Raw genomic sequence first — 14,322 nt, 5'->3', positions numbered from 1 at the left:
CGAAACAATGAAATCCAGCGTATTCACCAGCCTGTTCATCTCCACCGTTGTCGTCATGCTCGGCATCGGCGTCATCGCCCCCATCCTGCCCCTGTACGCCCACGGCATGGGCGCGTCGGGCTTCCAGATCGGCGCGATCTTTTCCGGGTTCGCCCTGTCGCGCCTCTTCCTGGCCCCCCTGGTGGGGCGATTCGCCGACCAGCACCGGAAAAAGCGCATCCTCATGGCGGGGCTGATCCTGTTCATCGCCGTGTCCCTGGCTTACGTGTCCGCCGACTCCCCGGCCCTGCTCCTGCTCATCCGCCTGATCCAGGGCGGCGCCAGCGTGCTGGTCACGCCCGTGGCCCAGTCCTACGTGGGCGACATCACCCCGGTGGGGCAGGAGGGGCGTATCGGGAACCTGTACTTCATGTCCATGTTCATGGGCATGGCCGGAGGCCCCTACCTGGGCGGCTGGCTGTGCGACCACTACGGCATGGCCGCGCCCTTCTACGCCATGAGCGCCCTGTCGCTCCTCGCCCTGCTGCTGATCCTGTTCCTGGTGCCCGACGCCCCGGCCTCCGCGCCCAGGTCCGGGAAATCCCCGTCCGGGTTCAAAGGGCTGCTGCCCATCTTCCGCGACCGCCCCATGTGGGGGGTCATGACCTACTTCGCCACGCGCGGCTTCTACCGCTGGGGCTTCAACTCCTTTTTCCCCATGCTGGCGGTCAAGGCCAGCGGGGCCAGCGTCACCGGGGTCGGGGTCGTCCTGTCGAGCTACATGCTCGCCGGTTCCCTGGTCCAGTACCCCTGCGGCCTGCTCGTGGACCGGTTTCCCCGCCACCGGGTCGCCTTCGTGTTCTGGGGCGGCGTCCTGGCCGCCCTGTCCATGTGCGCCATCGCCTACTGCCGGTCCATGGTCATGTTCTTCCTGCTCTCCCTGGCCATGGGGCTGCTCAGCGCGGTGTCCCGCGCCGCCTGCATCGCCATCCAGACCGAGCGGGGCCGCATCCACGGCATGGGCGCGGCCGCCGGGGCGTTCACCTCCTCCATGAGCCTCGGGCAGGTCACGGGCCCCCTGGTGCTCGGCCTGATCGTGGACTGGTCCGCCATCCCCACGGCCTTCATCGTGGCCGGGCTGGTCGGCCTGGCGGGCGCGCTGGCCTCGGCCTACCTGCTGAGCCAGAACGGGGGCGGGCAGACGACAGCGTAACCACGGCCGCCGAAACAACGCGCAAAAAAACCCGCGACCACAGCCTTCGAGGCATGCGGTCGCGGGCTTGTCGTATTCGACGCCGAGGAATTACGGCACGGGCGGGCCCCTAGGCCTCCAGTTCCTTCATCAGCCACGCCTTGATGGGCGGGGTCAGTTCGAGGATGCCCTTGATGCCCTTGATCTCGTCGACCAGCTCCTTGGCCAGGTCCTCGGGAATCTTCTTGGAGCAGAGAACGGTCGAACCGTAGTTGTTCATGCGCATGAGCACCACCTTGGGCTCGGCCCAGGTGTCGATGGCGAAATACACGGAATACTCGCCGGACGTGGTCACCGGCGAACGCATGGCGTCACGGTAGTTGTTGTTGCCCCATTCCAGGTACAGGGTGACGGCATCCTCGTGGATCATGTCCCAGTTCACTTCGTTCAGCCACTGCTTGCAGGCGTTGGTGTCGTCGCTCATATTCCCTCCAAAAGGTATTTATTCCATTTTTTGATAATAGGTCCCATCCGGCATCCTGTCCACCCCGGCGCTCACGGGTCGATGCCGTTCTCCCGGTTCTGGCGCACCACCCAGGCCAGCACCGCGAACCCGGCCAGGAGCATCACCGCCGCCAGCTCCTGGGTCCACAGGGCCCAGACCGACAGCCCGCCCACCAGCACCACGATCGCCAGCCGCGACCACTTCACCCGGTTCCACGGCGCGGCCGACCAGTTCTTCTCCCACTCCACGCCGCCGCGCACGAACCGGAACCACCGGTTGTCCGGCGGCCCGTCCAGGCCCAGCTCGAAAAAACCCGCGCCCAGCAGGATCAGCGAGGCGGCCAGCAGGAGATACCCGTGCGTGAACAGCGCCAGGCCGAACAGGACCAGGGCCGCCAGATGCAGGCTCCAGTTCCACGGCTGCCGGTGCCTGGACACCGCGAGCGCGAACAATGACGACGGCGTGACGACCATGCTCCCTCCAATCCGACCATACAAACGACTTCGCCGTCATTGCAACCCATTACGGGTTTTTGTAGAACCATGGCACGGAGGAACAACATGGATACCTATCTCATCTCGCGGGCCGTGGCCGAAGTGGGCGAATGCCTGCGCGTCGAAGATCGCTTCCTGGCCACCGCCGAGTCCTGCACCGGCGGCCTGCTGGCCAGCACCCTGACCGACACCCCCGGCAGCTCCGAATGGTTCGCCGGGTCCGTGGTCGCCTACTCCAACACGGTCAAGAACAAGCTCCTGGGCGTGCCCGCCGACACCCTGGAACAACACGGCGCGGTCTCCGAACCGGTCGTCCTGGCCATGGCCCAGGGCGTGCTCAAGACCATCGGCGCGGACGTGTCCGTGGCCATCTCCGGCATCGCCGGACCCTCGGGCGGCACCCCGGACAAACCGGTCGGCACTGTCTGGATCGCCTGGGCCTGGCCCGGCGGCACCCGCGCCAAACGATACAACTTCCAGGGGACCAGAGACCAGGTCAAAAGCCAGACCGTCATGGCCGCCATCAACGGATTGCTCAGCGTGACCAAGTAGCACGGGCGGAAGGATGCCTGGGGGGAAGCCTCCGGCGGCCCCTTCGGGGAGACCAGGGCGCTGCCCTGGACCCGGCAGGGAGCAAGGCCCCCTGCACGCCCATGTTCGCTTCGCTCAGGTGCGTGCGGCAAGGAAGGCTGGCAAGGAACGCCTCCCGCCGTGCCGGTGTGCGATTTCGTTCGGAAAAAACGGCGTGCTTCTTCTCGTGAAGGAGCACGCCGTTTTTTCCGACCGAAATCGCGGGTTATTTTTGGGGGCGAGACGGAAAGCGGATGAAAGCACTTTTTTTAGCCGCCACAAGAAAACGCCGCCAAACCGATTGAATAAGTTCTGCCCGACCTCACCTGCGGCGTTGGCAACCGTCCCGAAGGGTTCGCGCCAACTCCACGCGAAACAGCCTGTTCCACGCACACGCACGCCTCTGCCGAAGGCACACAAAAAGTTTTGGAGGGTCCAGGGAACCTTTTCCAAAAGGTTCCCTGGCGGGGTCCGGGGCAGCGCCCCGGCCGCCGGAGGCGTTTCCTACTCCATGCCCTCGTCGACCAGCAGGTCGCGGCCCGAGGCCGCTCCCCTGGCGAGGTCGTCGACGCGTTCGTTGAGCAGGTGTCCGGCGTGTCCCTTGACCCAGTGGAAGGTGACGTCGTGTTCTTCGATGAGGGGCATGAGGCGGCGCCAGAGGTCCTGATTCTTAACCGGTTTCTTGGCGGCGGTTTTCCAGCCGTTGCGTTGCCAGTTCTTGAGCCAGCGCTGGGTGATGGCCTGTTGGACGTATTTGGAGTCGGTCCAGAGGTCCACGGTGCAGGGGCGGGTGAGGGAGGACAGGCCGACGATGACGGCGAGCAGTTCCATGCGGTTATTGGTGGTCCGCTTGTAGCCCTGGGCGAGTTCCTTGTAGTTGTCGGCGTTTTCGCCCTTGTATTCGCCGCAGATAAGGACCGCGCCGTAGCCGCCGGGGCCGGGGTTGCCCAGGCAGGAACCGTCCGTATACATGGTCACGCGATCACTCACTCTTGTTCTCCTTGTTCAATGAATCGAGTTTCTTGAGGATTTCCACCAGGACCTCCTGGATGGCCAGGGGCCAGTCGCCCTCCTGGAAGGACGGGAGCAGGAAGGAGGTCTTGAGGGACTGGATGAATTCCGGGCCGAAGGCGGTACGCAGCAGCGGCGGAAAGCGCAGCTCGGCCACGCCGATGGCCGGGGCCAGGCCGATGTACAGGGTCTTGTCGTCCAGGTCCGGAACCACGAAGTCCCCGCCGTAGACCTGGATCTTGCTGTTGAGCCCCCACTTGTCGCGCAGGGTCTGGGTGAAGGAGACGATCATCTTCTTCTGGTCCTTGGTCAGGGAGCCGGTCTCGTCGTACACGGCGCTCTGCTGGTTCAGGACCTCGACCACGTGCTCGTTGTTCTTCATGAACGCCCAGATGACGGCGGCGAAGACCAGGACGAGCGCCAGGGAGCGGATGACCTTTTCCCTGGGCGTGGAACCGTGCACTCGGGGGATGTTGATGCGGCGCATTTCCGCTTTCTATCGTGCGGGAAGATTTCAGGCAAGGGCGCAGGGAAGCCCCGGGCTTCTTTTCCCGGACCGGCGGTCTAGCCCTCGCCGCGCAGGGCCTGGATGGGGTCCAGGGACGCGGCCTGGCGGGCGGGTTTGAGGCCGAAGACCAGTCCCACGGCCTGGGACCCGGCCAGGGCCATGAAGAACGCCTTCCAGGAGAACTGGATGGTCAGGATGTCGAGGCGCGACAGGAACTGGCCGAGCCCCAGGCCGAGGAACAGGCCGAGCACGCCGCCGAGCAGGGTCAAGGCGCAGGCCTCGACCAGGAATTGCAGCATGATGGCGGAGTTGCGCGCGCCCATGGCCTTTTTCAGGCCGATCTCCTCGGCCCGCTCCGAGACCGAGATGGAGAAGAGGTTGGCCAGGACGAACCCGCCCACGAGCACGGCGATGCCCGCGGTCACCCCCAGGAATACGGTCAGGCCGCCCTTGAAGAACGCCAGGAACTTGAGGATTTCGTCGGCGGTGACGATGGAGAAGTCGTCGTCCTCCTCGGGCTGGAGGTGGTGCAGGTGCCGGAGCAGGGAGCGCAGGTTCTCGGTGTGCGCGGCCATGTAGTCCGGCTCCACGAACTTGACGCGCAGGGCCCGGAAGTACTTGCGGTCCAGGTTGTACCGCTGGACCAGGGTGGACAGGGGGATGATGATGCGGTTGTCCACGTCGCCGCCCCCCCCCGAGGTCACGCCGCGGTAGGAGAGCTTGCCGACCACCTGGAACGGGATGCCCGAGATGTAGGCGACCCTGCCCACGGGCGACTCGTCGCCGAACAGTTCGCGGGACGGCGTTTCGCCGAGCAGGGCGACCTTGGCCCCGATGCGCTCGTCCTCGGCCGACAGGTCGCGGCCCTCGCTGAGCGGCCAGTTCCAGGCCTTGGAATAGCCCTCGGTGGTGCCCACGATGACCACGTCGTGATAGGTGCGGTTGCCCGCCCGGACCGTCTGCCCGTACTTGGCCCGCATGGGCAGCACCTGGTACGCGCCGGGCAGGGAGTCGCGGATGCGTTCGGCGTCCTCGCGGCTGAGGGTCAGGGTGCGCATGCCCACGGCCCGCTTCTGGAAATTGCCGCCGAAGACCAGGGCCGCGTCCGGCCCGAACATGTCGACCATGTCCACGGCCATGCGGTTGGCCCCGTCCACGGCCGTGACGATCAGGGTCAGCGAGGCGATGCCGAAGGCCACGCCCAGGACCACGAATATGGACCGCAGCTTGAAGGCCCAGACGGCCTCCAGGCCCATGCTTGCTATGCGTCCCACAGTCCGTATCATTGTGTTATGCCTCCGGCGGCCGGGGGAAGGGGAGAGGGGAACCCTTTGAAAAGGGCTTTCCCCTCTCCTCTTCCGAAACATTTTGTGTCGCTTCGCGAAGAGGGGGACATCACATTAGTTCATCTGGAGTACTAGCTTCCATTAACTTTGCCACTATCTCATTTATGGCTTTCAACTTCTCTTTATCGCCACCGGCTTCTGCTTTTAATCTTTTGATATTAGACTCATAGTTAGGCCCAAAAAAACATGAAAGTGCTATGGATTTTGTTTTTTTTGTAACATCTTCAAAAACAACATCAAAGACTGTTTTTGGAATCTCAGCCAAACTTGATGCACCAGAAGATAATTTTGATTGGAAGATCTCCCATTCCGACCGTAAAAGCACCGCTCTGGCTTCTAACGAATCAAGTATCCCTTTTCCGCTCAGGCTTAATTGGTCCGAATCTGTTTCTCGGTCGCAAACCTCTTTCCCAACAGCCGAAAGGTAAAGATATATCTGCCATACAGCTTGAATGGTGTCCGCCACAACCTCCCCCCTCGGCTGGGGAAATTCTAAATGAGGACGTTCCTTAAGAAACGAAGACAGCAACATCAGCTGGCATGTACTTTCTCTCTTTGCCAATGATGCAATATCAGATTCCCCGAAACCAAACATTGTTCCAAGAGCTTCCGTTCGCACATCATGCCAAACAGGCACAATCCCATCCCCCTTTCGGCGATGGGCTGGGTAGACAACCTCACCTTCGTTTACTCTTTTGGCATAATCGTTATAGGCATCCTGTACAGCACTCAACAGAGCAAGCGAACTAAACATGCTTGAGAATAGTTCCTTAGACGGCTTCTTTTTCCTCTTCTTAAATAATCCAAACATGTTCACCCTCACTCTCCGCCGAAGGCGGCGCTAAAAAACTTTGAAGGGGGAGTCCAGAGGGGGAAACTTTCTTGAAAGTTTCCCCCTCTGGCCGCCGGAGGCATTCTTCCCTTTTCTACACCTTCACATCCTCGGCGATGCGTCCGTCGTGCAGGCGGATGATGCGGTCGGCCTCGCGGGCCACGTCCTCGTCGTGGGTGACCAGGACGATGGTCTGCCCGGCGCGGTGCACGTCGTGGAAGAGCTTCATGATCTCGCCGGAGGTCTTGGAGTCGAGCTGTCCGGTGGGCTCGTCGGCCAGGAGGATCCGCGGGTCGTTGAGCAGGGCGCGGGCCATGGCCACGCGCTGCTGCTGGCCGCCGGACAGGCGCGAGGGCTTGAAGTGCATGCGGTCGGCCAGGCCGACGCGCTCCATGAGGTTCTCCGCGCGGGCGGTCAGTTCGGAACGCGGCTTGCCGGAGTAGAGGCCGGGCAGGATGACGTTCTCGAGCGCGGTGGCGTAGGAGATCAGGTAGAAGGACTGGAACACGAAGCCCAGCGCCCGGTTGCGCAGGTCGGACTGCTGGTCGTCGTCGAGGTTGGAGGCGTCGCGGCCGAGCAGGTTGTAGACGCCCGCGGTGGGCCGGTCGAGCAGGCCGATGATGTGCAGCAGGGTGGACTTGCCCGAGCCGGACGTGCCCTGCAGGGCGATGAACTCGCCCTGGGCCACGTCCAGGGTGATGCCCTTGAGGACCTCGATGCCGGTCTCGGCGTCGTCGCCCTTGCCCTGGAGAAAGGTCTTGGTGATCCCCTGAAGGGAGATGGCGGGTTGCGTCATCACAACCCCTTCTTGCCGACCTTGGCGCCGGGCAGGACGAGCTGGGTGGCGACCACGTCGCCCTCGGACAACCCTTCGAGGACCTCGGAGCGCTCCAGGCCGATGAGACCGAGCTTGGGGGTGATCTCCTCGGGCTGCTTTTCGGGCTCGGTCACCCGGAAGCAGACCTGGCGGTCCTTGACCCACTTGAGCGCGTTGTTGGGCACGGTCAGCACGTCGTCCTTGGTTTGGACGACGATCTTGCACTGGGTGGTCATCTCGGGCCGCAGGAAATCGGCCTGTTCGCGGGTGACCTTCACCAGGGTGCGGTAGTAGACGATGTTGTCGCGGATTTCCGGCTCGGGGTAGATGCGGTCCACCGCGCCCTCGAAGACCTTGTCGCGGTAGGCGTCCACGGTATAGCGCACGGCCAGGCCGGGCTTGACGCGGCCCACGTCGGTCTCGTCCACGTAGATCCACATCTCGAGCTTCTCGGGGTTGAGCACGGTGATCAGGTTGGACACGGACAGGCCGGAGACGATGGTCTCGCCCTCCTGGGCGGCCACCTGGCTGACCACCCCGTCGATGGGCGAGTAGATGTTGGTGTAGGAGAGCTGGACCTTGAGGGTGTCGAGAAAGGCCTTGGCCGCGGCCACGCTGTAGCGGGCCATCTCCGCGTCCTGGGTGGCCACGTCCAGGGAGTCCTGGGCCTCGAGCCGCTTCTGGACCAGGGTGCGTTTGCGGGGCAGGTTCTTCTCCATGTATTCGAGCTTGGCCTGGGTCAGGTCGAGGTTGGCCTGGGCCTCGGCGATGCGCGCCTTGAGTTCGCGGGCGTCGATCTTGGCGATGAGGTCGCCCTTTTTGACGTGGTCGCCTACCTTGACGGGCACGGATTCGAGCACGCCGGTGGCCTGGGCCCCGATCTTGACCTGGGCGCCCACCTGGGCCTTGACGATGCCGGTGGCCTCCAGGACCTTGGACACGCTGCCCCTCGTCACCTCGGCGGTCTTGAGGACCTTGATCCTGTCCCTGGACTGGCCCGCGGTGAAGTACCAGACGCCGCCCCCGGTCAGAAGCGCGGCGATGAGGATGAATATGAGTTTTTTCATGTCTATTCGTCTTTATCCTGTTGGATTTCCCGGCGCAGGACGGCGGAGAAATCGGCGGGTTTGAACGGCTTGCGGCGCAGCAGCACGTCGCGGAAGGTCGCGGCCCTGAAGGAATAGCCGCAGTCGTTCGGAAGGCGGCCGCCCTCGTAATATAACGACTTGGGCGGATAATTTCTACATAAAGCGGGCCGGGTGTCGTGGGCGGTGCACAGATTGTCGTCTCCGAGCAGGGCGCAGTCGAAGAGCAGGAAGCCCTGGTCCCCGCGCCCCACCGGGCGGAACCGGGCGTGCTCCGGGGCGTCGGCCACCAGTTTATCGTACTGGGCGGCGCGGCGCAGCCAGCGCCCCTGGTCGCGCAGATGGATGGACCGGCAGCAGCGGCCGCAGCGGTTGCACCGGCCGACCACCTCCACCTCGCGGCGCAGGACGAGGGAGCGGAAGCGGCGGAAGAGCCCGGTAAGGGAAATGGACCCGATCACGTCCGGCGGCTCCGAATCGTACGCGATGCGATCGCGTTCATGGTTTTTCCTCCGGCTTTTCTTGACCTGCCCACGCAATATGCCTACTTGTGGTCATTATGAATTGGGATTGGGACAAATTACAAAAGCAGCAACAGGGGCGCCCCGGCGGTAAACCGCCGAGCTTCGACGATTTCCAGGACCAGCTCGAGAAACTGAAGAGGTTCAAGCTGCCCGGTTGGAAGCTCGTCATTCCTCTCATCGTCCTCCTCTGGATCGCCAGCGGGTTCTACATCGTCGAACCCGACGAGGTCGGCGTGGTCAAGCAGTTCGGCAAGTACAACCGCATCACCACGGCGGGTCCGAACTACCACATTCCCTACCCGGTGGAAAGCGTGCTCACCCCCAAGGTGACCCAGATCCGCCGCGTGGAATTCGGCTTCCGGTCCGTGGGCAGGCCCGTCACCCAGAGCTTCCAGCAGGGCGTCAGCCGGGAGGTCAAGGAGGAATCCCTGATGCTCACCGGCGACGAGAACATCGTCTCGGTCCAGTTCATCGTCCAGTACATGATCAAGGACGCCGAGAACTACCTGTTCAACGTCAACGACCCGGAGCAGACCCTGGCCCACGCGGGCGAGGCGGCCATGCGCGAAGTCATCGGCAACGGCAAGATCGACGACGCCCTGACCACCGGCAAGCAGGAGATCCAGGTCCAGACCCGCGAGCTGATGCAGCGCATCCTGGACAACTACCACAGCGGGCTGTCCGTGGTCGCCGTGCAGATGCAGAACGTGCATCCGCCGGACGAGGTCATCGAGGCCTTCAAGGACGTGGCCAGCGCCCGCGAGGACAAGAGCCGCTACATCAACGAGGCCGAGGCCTACCAGCGCGACATCCTGCCCAAGGCGCGCGGCGAGGCCTCCCGCATCACCAACGCGGCACAGGCCTACAAGGAAACCAAGATCCTCGGGGCCGAGGGCGACGCCGCCCGGTTCCTGGCCGTGCTCAAGGAATACAACAAGGCCAAGGACATCACCCGCAAGCGTCTCTACCTGGAGACCATGGAGACCATTCTTTCCAATCCCGACGCGGAGAAGCTGATCATGTCCGACGACGCCCTGAAGCAATCCGTGCCCTATCTCCCCCTGGACAAGCAGCCCCGCAGGGCCGCCCCCAAGGAAGGGCAATAAAGGGGGACATGCAATGAAAAAATCGACCATCATCATAAGCGTTCTGATCATCCTGGGGGCCTTTGTCCTGACCTCCGCGGCCTTCACCGTGGACCAGACCCAACAGGCCATCGTCATCCAGCTCGGCCGTCCGGTGACCGGACAGCTCGGACCGGGCCTGCACTTCAAGCTGCCCCTGATCCAGAACGTGGTCTTCTTCGACGCCCGCATCCTGGACTTCGACGCCAAGCCCGAGGAGATCACCACCACGGACAAGAAGTACATGAACGTGGACTCCTACACCAAGTGGCGGATCACCGACCCCCTGACCTTCTACACCAAGGTGCGCACCATCCAGGGCGCCCGGGCCCGGCTGGACGACATCGTCCGCTCGCAGCTCAGGGTGGCGCTGGGCCGCTACACCCTGATCGAGGTGGTTTCGCACAAGCGCCAGGAGATCATGGACGCCGTGACCAAACGCTCCCGCGAATTGCTCCTGCCCTACGGCATCGAGGTTCTGGACGTGCGCATCAAGCGTACGGACCTGCCCGCCGAGAACGCCCGGTCCATCTACGGCCGCATGAAGGCCGAGCGCGAGCGCCAGGCCAAGCAGTACCGCTCCGAAGGCCAGGAGGCCTCGGCCAAGATCAAGGCCAACGCCGACAAGGAACGGTCCATCATCCTGGCCGACGCCCGCAAGCAGTCCGAGATCATCCGAGGCGAGGGCGACGCCCAGGCCACGAAGATCTACGCCGAGTCTCTGGGGCAAAATCCCGAGTTTTACGATTTCACCCGGAGCCTGGACGCCTACAGGCGCGGTTTCGAGAAGGATACCCGCTTCATACTGACGCCCAAGAGCCCCTTCCTGAAACATCTGCAATAGAAAAACACCTATGCCTCAAATGAGGATGTGGTCACACAAGGGCCACATCCTTTTTCTTTTGCCAAAAATAACCTTAAACGATATCATTGACATTATCGGGATATTCTCCCAAAGTCGCTGGGAGATTTTCCCGGCAATGAAAAGTAGACACGAACTGTCGTTTGGCTCGGGGGATTATCCCCCTTCAAAAATATAATGGCGAGCATACAGGGAATTCCATATTCCGATTATGAGGAAAGGCCCCCCGCATGCCGCCATCACTTGTTAAGGAGCGACTATGCCCAAGAAAAAACGGAGATGTGACGAAGCGCAGCTCAAGTGGTTCGAGGAAGCACTTGAACGCATCAAGAAGGCGACCGGGGCCCGCACCCAGGTCCAGTTGGCCGAAGTGCTCGACGTTCGTCAGTCAAGTATTTCGGATGCCAAGCGCAGATGCTCTATCCCCGCTGACTGGTTTCTGAAACTCTACCGCAGCCACGGACTGGATCCGGACTGGCTCTCCGAAGGCGTGGAGCCCGTGTATATCAACGCGGACAAGGCCAAGGTCCCGGCCGACACCCTGCTGCGCGAGACCCCGGCCCCCTACGGCCGCATGAACTCGCGCGGCCGTCTGGTCCCGGTCTCCACCATGGCCGGCGCCGACAAGGACGCCGCCGAATGGGAGCCCAAGTCCATCGAGGAACTGTCCGTGCCCGAGTCCTTCTGCCGGCCCAAGTTGCTGGTCGTGAAGGTCGACTCCGCAAGCATGGACCCGGTCATCACCCGCAGCGCGTTCGTCGGCATCGACCGCGACCAGAGCGAGCACCCGGACGGCGACCTGTGCGCAGTCCACTTCCCCCACCAGGGGCTGACCATCCGCAGGGTCTTCCACCAGGGCGACACCTTCCTGCTCAAGGCGGACAACGACCAGTACTCCGACCTGACCATTCCGGCCGAAGAGATGAACGACCGCACCGTGGGCCGTGTTATCTGGGTTCTGCAGAACCTCGCTCCCATGTAGCCATGGGGGTTTCGGTCCGCACCGAAACATATAAAAGGGCCGCCCGCACGCCGGGCGGCCCTTTTTTTCGTCCTTCGCGCCGCTCCCGGCCCGGGGGCATGAATCCTTGACTTGAGGCCGCCCGCGGCCCTACTCTCCGGGCCATGAGCACCACCGAGAAGACCCCACCGGCGTCCCAGGCCAAGCCCGTTACCGCGCCCGACATCCTGGCCATGAAGGGCGGCGGGAAGATCTGCTGCATGACCGCCTACGACTACCCCTCCGCGCTCATCGCGGACCAGGCGGGCGTGGACCTCGTCCTGGTGGGCGACTCCCTGGCCATGGTCGTGCTCGGCCGTCCGGACACCCTGTCCGTGACCGTGGACGAAATGGTCCACCACACGCGGGCGGCGGCCCGGGGCATCCAACGCGCCCTGCTGGTGGCCGACATGCCGTTCATGTCCTTCGCCACCGTGGACCGGGCGCTCGAAACCGCCCACCGGCTCATGGGCGAGGGCGGCGCCAGGGCGGTCAAGCTCGAGGGCGGCCGCCCGGTGGTCCCGCAGATCACCGCCATGACCGAGGCCGGAGTGCCGGTCATGGCCCACGTGGGCCTGACCCCGCAGCACGTGGCCAAGTTCGGCGGGTTCAAGGCCCAGGGCAAATCCGCCGAAGCCACCCGCCAGCTCATCGAGGACGCCCAGGCCGTGGAGGACGCGGGCGCGTTCTGCGTGGTCCTGGAGGCCATCCCGGTGGAGGCGGCCCAGCTCATCACCGAGGCCGTGAACATCCCGACCATCGGCATCGGCGCGGGCAACGTGACCGACGGCCAGGTCCTGGTCTACCACGACGCCCTAGGCCTGTTCGACCGCTTCACGCCCAAGTTCGTGCGCCGCTTCGCCGAGCTGGGCGAGACCTCGCGCCAGGCCGTGGAGATGTACTGCGCCGAGGTTCGCAAGACCACGTTCCCAGGCGACAAAAACACCTTCTACATGCCCGAGGCCGAGCTGGCCCAGGTCCGCAAGATCAAGGTCAAACCCAAGAAGAAGTAGATGCATCTCGACCTCTCCTGGCCGGTGCTCTGGAGCGGCCTGTTCTGGCCGCTCATCAGACTGACCTTCTTTATCTCCGTGGCCCTGATGGTGGGCATCCTCATCGAGTCCCTGCGCTGGACCCGCTACGCGGCCAAGCTGGCCGACCCCCTGGCCCGGCGCGCGCGGCTCAAGGACATCTCGGCGGCCAGCTTCACCATGGCCTTCTTCTCCGGGATCACGGCCAACACCATGCTCTCAGAGGCCCACGAGAAGGGCGAGCTGTCGGACCGGGAGCTGGTCCTGTCCAACCTGTTCAACTCCCTGCCCACCTATTTCCTGCACCTGCCGACCATCTTCTTCATCGCCAGCCCGTTCATCGGCTCGGCCGCCTACACCTACGTGGGGCTGACCGCCCTGGCCTCGGTCCTGCGGACCATGGGCATCGTCTTCGCGGGCAAGTTCCTGCTCCCGCCCCTGCCGCCGGGTTGCCTGCCCTGCCGGTTGGCCGAGATCGAAGGGGAGAACAAGCCCAAGGTGAAGATCACCTGGCGAAGCCTCAGGCGGCGGCCCGGCCCGGTCGTGCTCATCGCCCGGCGCAGGCTCTCGGCCAACCTGGGCCGCGCCCTCAAGCAGGCCTGGAGGCGGTTCCTCAAGCGGCTGCCCAAGATCCTCTACGTGACCTGCCCCATCTACACCCTGTTCTTCGTACTCAAGCAGCTCGGCCTGTTCGCATGGCTCCAGTCGGCCATGGCGGGCGGGGTGCCGCTGTTCACCTTCCTGCCGCCCGAAGCCCTGTCCATCGTGGCCTTCCACATGGCCGCCGAATTCACCGCCGGGCTGGCCGTGGCCAGCGCGCTCATCGCCGACACCAGCCTCACCCAGGTGCAGGTCATCCTGGCGCTCATGCTCGGCAATGTGCTCTCCTCGCCGGTGCGCGCCTTCCGCCACCAGTTCCCCTACTACGCGGGCATATTCCGCCCGCGCATGGCCTTCAAGCTCATCCTCTACAACCAGCTGTCGCGCAGCCTGGCCATCGCCCTGGTGGGCACGGTCTACGCCCTGATCATGAACTGATCCCCCGGGTCCCGTTGTGCAACGTTGCACAGAATTATGTGCAATACACATCACATTGCACATACGTTGAACATGCAACAATCACACAACCAGTTGTAATTGTTGATTTCGAACCTTTGGCACGGACTGTGCTTAAAGCAAGTCATGATTGATGCAGTTACCGTCACTCTCATCATCCTGGTCGTCGTGTTGTTGCGACGGCCCCTCCTCACCGACCCGGACGCCGCCCCCGGCGTCCGGGAAGTCGGGGAAGATTTCGGCTTAACGGCCAGGGTCCCCGTGCCCGTCCGGACGTCAACCCCCCATCCCGTCCGGGTCAAACGGCGCAAGGACCAGGCCATTTAGCATATACCATACCTCCCTTGAAAAGCAGTTTCCAACCTCAAACCCCTCCTCGAAAGCAG

General features: G+C 63.5%; 16 protein-coding genes. 7 read left to right on the top strand and 9 right to left on the bottom strand.

Annotated elements, in window-relative coordinates; genetic code table 11:
* Positions 1-7 precede the first annotated feature (7 nt).
* Positions 8-1,192 (top strand): MFS transporter, encoded by a 1,185-nt coding sequence (locus AB6M95_RS05230; protein ID WP_503366744.1) that lies wholly within the window; start codon positions 8-10, stop codon positions 1,190-1,192.
* A gap of 109 nt (positions 1,193-1,301) precedes the next feature.
* Here AB6M95_RS05230 and AB6M95_RS05225 read toward each other — a convergent pair whose 3' ends face one another.
* Both AB6M95_RS05225 and AB6M95_RS05220 read right to left on the bottom strand, forming a co-directional pair.
* Positions 1,302-1,655, bottom strand: coding sequence for a DVU0772 family protein (locus AB6M95_RS05225; protein WP_371385683.1), 354 nt, complete (start codon positions 1,653-1,655; stop codon positions 1,302-1,304).
* A 71-nt stretch (positions 1,656-1,726) separates the two neighbouring features.
* Positions 1,727-2,113, bottom strand: coding sequence for a hypothetical protein (locus AB6M95_RS05220; RefSeq protein ID WP_371385682.1), 387 nt, complete (start codon positions 2,111-2,113; stop codon positions 1,727-1,729).
* Positions 2,114-2,236: 123 nt separating this feature from the next.
* Here AB6M95_RS05220 and AB6M95_RS05215 point away from each other — a divergent pair, with 123 nt between their 5' ends.
* A complete protein-coding gene (locus tag AB6M95_RS05215) occupies positions 2,237-2,722 on the top strand; it encodes a CinA family protein (protein ID WP_371385681.1) in 486 nt (161 codons plus the stop codon).
* 522 nt (positions 2,723-3,244) lie between these two features.
* Here the strand turns inward: AB6M95_RS05215 and rnhA are convergent.
* The 7 genes from rnhA to AB6M95_RS05180 all read right to left on the bottom strand — a co-directional run bounded on the left by rnhA (position 3,245) and on the right by AB6M95_RS05180 (position 8,800).
* A complete protein-coding gene (gene rnhA, locus AB6M95_RS05210; protein WP_371385708.1) occupies positions 3,245-3,712 on the bottom strand; it encodes a ribonuclease HI in 468 nt (155 codons plus the stop codon).
* 10 nt (positions 3,713-3,722) lie between these two features.
* On the bottom strand, positions 3,723-4,238 hold the full coding sequence (locus tag AB6M95_RS05205; RefSeq protein ID WP_371385680.1) for a hypothetical protein: 516 nt from the start codon (positions 4,236-4,238) through the stop codon (positions 3,723-3,725).
* Between the two features lie 77 nt (positions 4,239-4,315).
* Positions 4,316-5,545 carry an ABC transporter permease gene (locus tag AB6M95_RS05200; protein ID WP_371385679.1) on the bottom strand — a complete coding sequence of 410 codons (1,230 nt, stop codon included), beginning with the start codon at positions 5,543-5,545 and terminating at the stop codon, positions 4,316-4,318.
* A 109-nt stretch (positions 5,546-5,654) separates the two neighbouring features.
* Positions 5,655-6,416, bottom strand: coding sequence for a hypothetical protein (locus AB6M95_RS05195; RefSeq protein WP_371385678.1), 762 nt, complete (start codon positions 6,414-6,416; stop codon positions 5,655-5,657).
* A gap of 115 nt (positions 6,417-6,531) precedes the next feature.
* Positions 6,532-7,233 (bottom strand): ABC transporter ATP-binding protein, encoded by a 702-nt coding sequence (locus tag AB6M95_RS05190; RefSeq protein WP_371385677.1) that lies wholly within the window; start codon positions 7,231-7,233, stop codon positions 6,532-6,534.
* Positions 7,233-8,321 carry an efflux RND transporter periplasmic adaptor subunit gene (locus tag AB6M95_RS05185; protein WP_371385676.1) on the bottom strand — a complete coding sequence of 363 codons (1,089 nt, stop codon included), beginning with the start codon at positions 8,319-8,321 and terminating at the stop codon, positions 7,233-7,235. The genes AB6M95_RS05190 and AB6M95_RS05185 overlap by 1 nt, the downstream gene beginning before the upstream one ends.
* A gap of 2 nt (positions 8,322-8,323) precedes the next feature.
* Entirely contained in the window at positions 8,324-8,800 is a 477-nt protein-coding gene (locus tag AB6M95_RS05180) for a YkgJ family cysteine cluster protein (RefSeq protein ID WP_371385675.1), read from the bottom strand.
* Positions 8,801-8,898: 98 nt separating this feature from the next.
* On the opposite strand from AB6M95_RS05180, the gene hflK reads away from it, so the two are divergent.
* The 5 genes from hflK to AB6M95_RS05155 all read left to right on the top strand — a co-directional run bounded on the left by hflK (position 8,899) and on the right by AB6M95_RS05155 (position 13,918).
* Positions 8,899-9,969: an FtsH protease activity modulator HflK gene (gene hflK, locus AB6M95_RS05175; protein WP_371385674.1), complete on the top strand. Its 1,071-nt coding sequence runs from the start codon at positions 8,899-8,901 to the stop codon at positions 9,967-9,969.
* A 13-nt stretch (positions 9,970-9,982) separates the two neighbouring features.
* The gene (hflC, locus tag AB6M95_RS05170) at positions 9,983-10,831 is read left to right on the top strand and encodes a protease modulator HflC (RefSeq protein WP_371385673.1); all 849 of its coding nucleotides are present in this window, start codon (positions 9,983-9,985) and stop codon (positions 10,829-10,831) included.
* A 277-nt stretch (positions 10,832-11,108) separates the two neighbouring features.
* Positions 11,109-11,831 carry a LexA family transcriptional regulator gene (locus AB6M95_RS05165; RefSeq protein WP_371385672.1) on the top strand — a complete coding sequence of 241 codons (723 nt, stop codon included), beginning with the start codon at positions 11,109-11,111 and terminating at the stop codon, positions 11,829-11,831.
* A gap of 143 nt (positions 11,832-11,974) precedes the next feature.
* A complete protein-coding gene (panB, locus tag AB6M95_RS05160) occupies positions 11,975-12,862 on the top strand; it encodes a 3-methyl-2-oxobutanoate hydroxymethyltransferase (RefSeq protein ID WP_371385671.1) in 888 nt (295 codons plus the stop codon).
* On the top strand, positions 12,863-13,918 hold the full coding sequence (locus AB6M95_RS05155; RefSeq protein ID WP_371385670.1) for a hypothetical protein: 1,056 nt from the start codon (positions 12,863-12,865) through the stop codon (positions 13,916-13,918).
* Positions 13,919-14,322: the final 404 nt, after the last annotated feature.

Source organism: Pseudodesulfovibrio karagichevae (assembly GCF_041414475.1).
Classification (GTDB): Bacteria; Desulfobacterota; Desulfovibrionia; order Desulfovibrionales; family Desulfovibrionaceae; genus Pseudodesulfovibrio; species Pseudodesulfovibrio karagichevae.
The sequence above is the reverse complement of the archived record's forward strand: the minus strand, read 5'-3'. Positions and strand labels throughout refer to the sequence as shown.